Source organism: Micromonospora sp. NPDC052213 (genome assembly GCF_040679695.1).
GTDB lineage: Bacteria > Actinomycetota > Actinomycetes > Mycobacteriales > Micromonosporaceae > Micromonospora.
On record NZ_JBFAVI010000319.1, the window covers coordinates 1 to 2,619 of the forward strand.

Below are 2,619 nucleotides of genomic sequence, written 5' to 3' on the forward strand. Positions count from 1 at the left end.
CGGGGCCCGGCCGGCCGGTGGCCGTCTGCCTGGACCGGGGAGCGGAGCTGGTGACCGCGTTCCTCGCCGTGCTCAAGGCGGGCGCGGCGTACGTGCCGCTCGACCCCGGCTACCCGCCGGACCGGCTCGCCTTCACGCTGGCCGACAGCCTGGCCTGCGCGGTGCTGACCAGCGAGGACCTGACCGGCAGGTTCGCGGCGGCGCGGACGGCGGTGCTCGACGTCGCCGCCGCCACCGCTGTCTCCGCCGACGCCGCCGCTGCCGCCGGGGCCGGCGGGGTGGCCGCGCCCGCGGAGCCGGACCCACGGGAGATCGCGTACGTCATCTACACCTCCGGCTCCAGCGGGCGCCCCAAGGGCGTCGAGGTCACCCACGGCGGCCTGGCCAACCTGGTGCACTGGCACCTCGACGCCTACCGGGTCGGGCCGCAGGACCGGGCCACCCTCGTCGCCAGCCCCGGCTTCGACGCCTGCACCTGGGAACTGTGGGCGGCGCTGGCCGGTGGCGCGTCGCTGCACGTGCCGCCCGAGCCGGTCCGGGTCGCACCGGACCGGCTGGCGCGCTGGCTGGTCGACGAGGCGATCACCGTGACCTTCCTGCCCACCACGGTCGCCGAGGCGGTGCTCGCGGAGGAGGCCGTGACCGGCTCGGCGCTGCGGCTGCTGCTCACCGGGGGCGACGCGCTGACCCGTACGCCCCCGCCCGCGCTGCGCGCCCGGCTGGTCAACCACTACGGCCCGACGGAGAACACCGTGGTGGCCACGGCCGACCCGGTGCCCCCGCAGGACGGCCCGGTGGTGCACGCACCGCCGATCGGCCGCGCCATCGCCAACGTCACCACCTACGTGCTGGACGGGGCCGGGCGACCGGTGCCGGTCGGCGTGCCCGGGGAACTGTGCCTCGGCGGGCTCCAGGTGGTCCGGGGCTACCTGCGGGACCCCCGCCGCACCGCGGAGCGCTTCGTCCCGGACCCCTTCGGGGCCACGCCCGGTGCCCGGATGTACCGCACCGGCGACCTCGTCCGCTGGCTGCCCGACGGTCGGCTGGACTTCCTCGGGCGGCTCGACAGCCAGCTCAAGGTGCGCGGCTTCCGGGTCGAGCCGAGCGAGATCGAGGCGGTGCTGGTGACCCACCCCGCCGTCCGGGAGGCCGCCGTCGTGGTCCGCGGCGACAACCCGGACCGTCGCGACCTCGCCGCCCTGCTCGTCCTCGAGGACGGGCCGGCGCCGACGTACGAGGAGGTGCGGGCCGTGGCCCGGCGGCACCTGCCCGGCTACATGGTGCCGGCGGTCCTCGCCGCGGTGGACGCCCTGCCCGTGACCACCAACGGCAAGCTCGACCGGGACCGGCTGTCCTGGCGGGACGGTCGACCGCTGCGCCAGGAGGCCACGGCGGAGCCGCCGATCGGCGCCACCGAGCGCGCGGTCGCGGAGGTGTGGGCCCTCGTGCTCGACGTACCGCCGTTGGGCCGCACCGACAACTTCTTCGACCTCGGGGGCCACTCGTTCCTCGCCCTGCGCGCCCGTCAGCAGCTCGCCGAGCGGCTCGGCGTCGAGCTGAACGTGGTCGACCTGTTCCAGTTCCCGACCGTGGCCGCGCTCGCGGCCCACCTGGACCGGATCCGCGCCACGCCGGAACCGGCAGACGGGGAGCAGGACCCGGGGTCGCCGGCCAGCCGCGCGCAGCTCCGCCGGGCGGCGGTGCGCGGTGGCGCCCTGGCACGTCGTCGACAGGCGCACGAACAGCGCCGCCTCGCGGAAGGGACGGACCGATGACCGAGCTGCCTGCGCACCTCGACGACCAGTTCGACAACGCCCTGGCGGTGGTCGGGATGGCGGGTCGTTTCCCGGGAGCGTCGAGTGTCGCGGAGTTCTGGCGGAACCTGTGTGCCGGGGTGGAGTCGGTGACGTTCTTCTCGCCGGAGGAGTTGGCGGCGGCGGGGGTGCCGGAGTCGGTGTACTCGCATCCGTCCTATGTGCCGGCGAAGGCGCGGTTGGACGGTGTGGAGTTGTTCGACGCGGAGTTCTTCGGCTTCAGCGCGCACGAGGCGGAGATGACGGATCCGCAGCACCGGTTGTTCCTGGAGTGCGCGTGGGAGGCGTTGGAGGACGCGGCGTACGACCCGGCGCGTTTCCCGGGCCGCATCGGCGTCTACGCGGGCAGCTCCGTCAATTCCTATCTGCTCCGGGCGGTCGCGGCTGACCCGACGCTGATCTCCGACATGAGCGCGCTCATGGCGAACGAGAAGGACTTCCTGGCCACCCGCGTGGCGTACAAGTTCGACCTCCGCGGCCCCGCGATGACGATCCAGTCGGCGTGCTCGACCTCGCTGGTCGCGATCCACCAGGCGTGCCAGGCGCTGCTCGCGGGGGAGTGCGACATGGCGCTGGCCGGCGGCGTCGGCGTCCGGGCCGAGGAGGCGGAGGGGTACCGCCACCAGGACGGCATGGCCCTCTCCCCGGACGGGCACTGCCGGGCCTTTGACCGGGCCGCTGCCGGCACCGTCAACGGCAGCGGACTGGCCGTCGTGGTGTTGCGGCGGTTGGTGGATGCGGTGGCGGCGGGGGATGTGGTGCATGCGGTGGTGCGGGGTTCGGCGGTGAACAACGACGGTGGTGG

General features: G+C 74.8%; 2 protein-coding genes. Both read left to right on the forward strand.

Features of this window, described 5'->3' with window-relative positions:
* The coding region (locus AB0L34_RS33515; RefSeq protein WP_363709657.1) for a non-ribosomal peptide synthetase at positions 1-1,775 on the forward strand (1,775 nt) is incomplete at its 5' end.
* Positions 1,772-2,619: polyketide synthase (locus AB0L34_RS33520; RefSeq protein ID WP_363709659.1), on the forward strand; the 848-nt coding region annotated here is incomplete at its 3' end. The genes AB0L34_RS33515 and AB0L34_RS33520, both read left to right, overlap by 4 nt.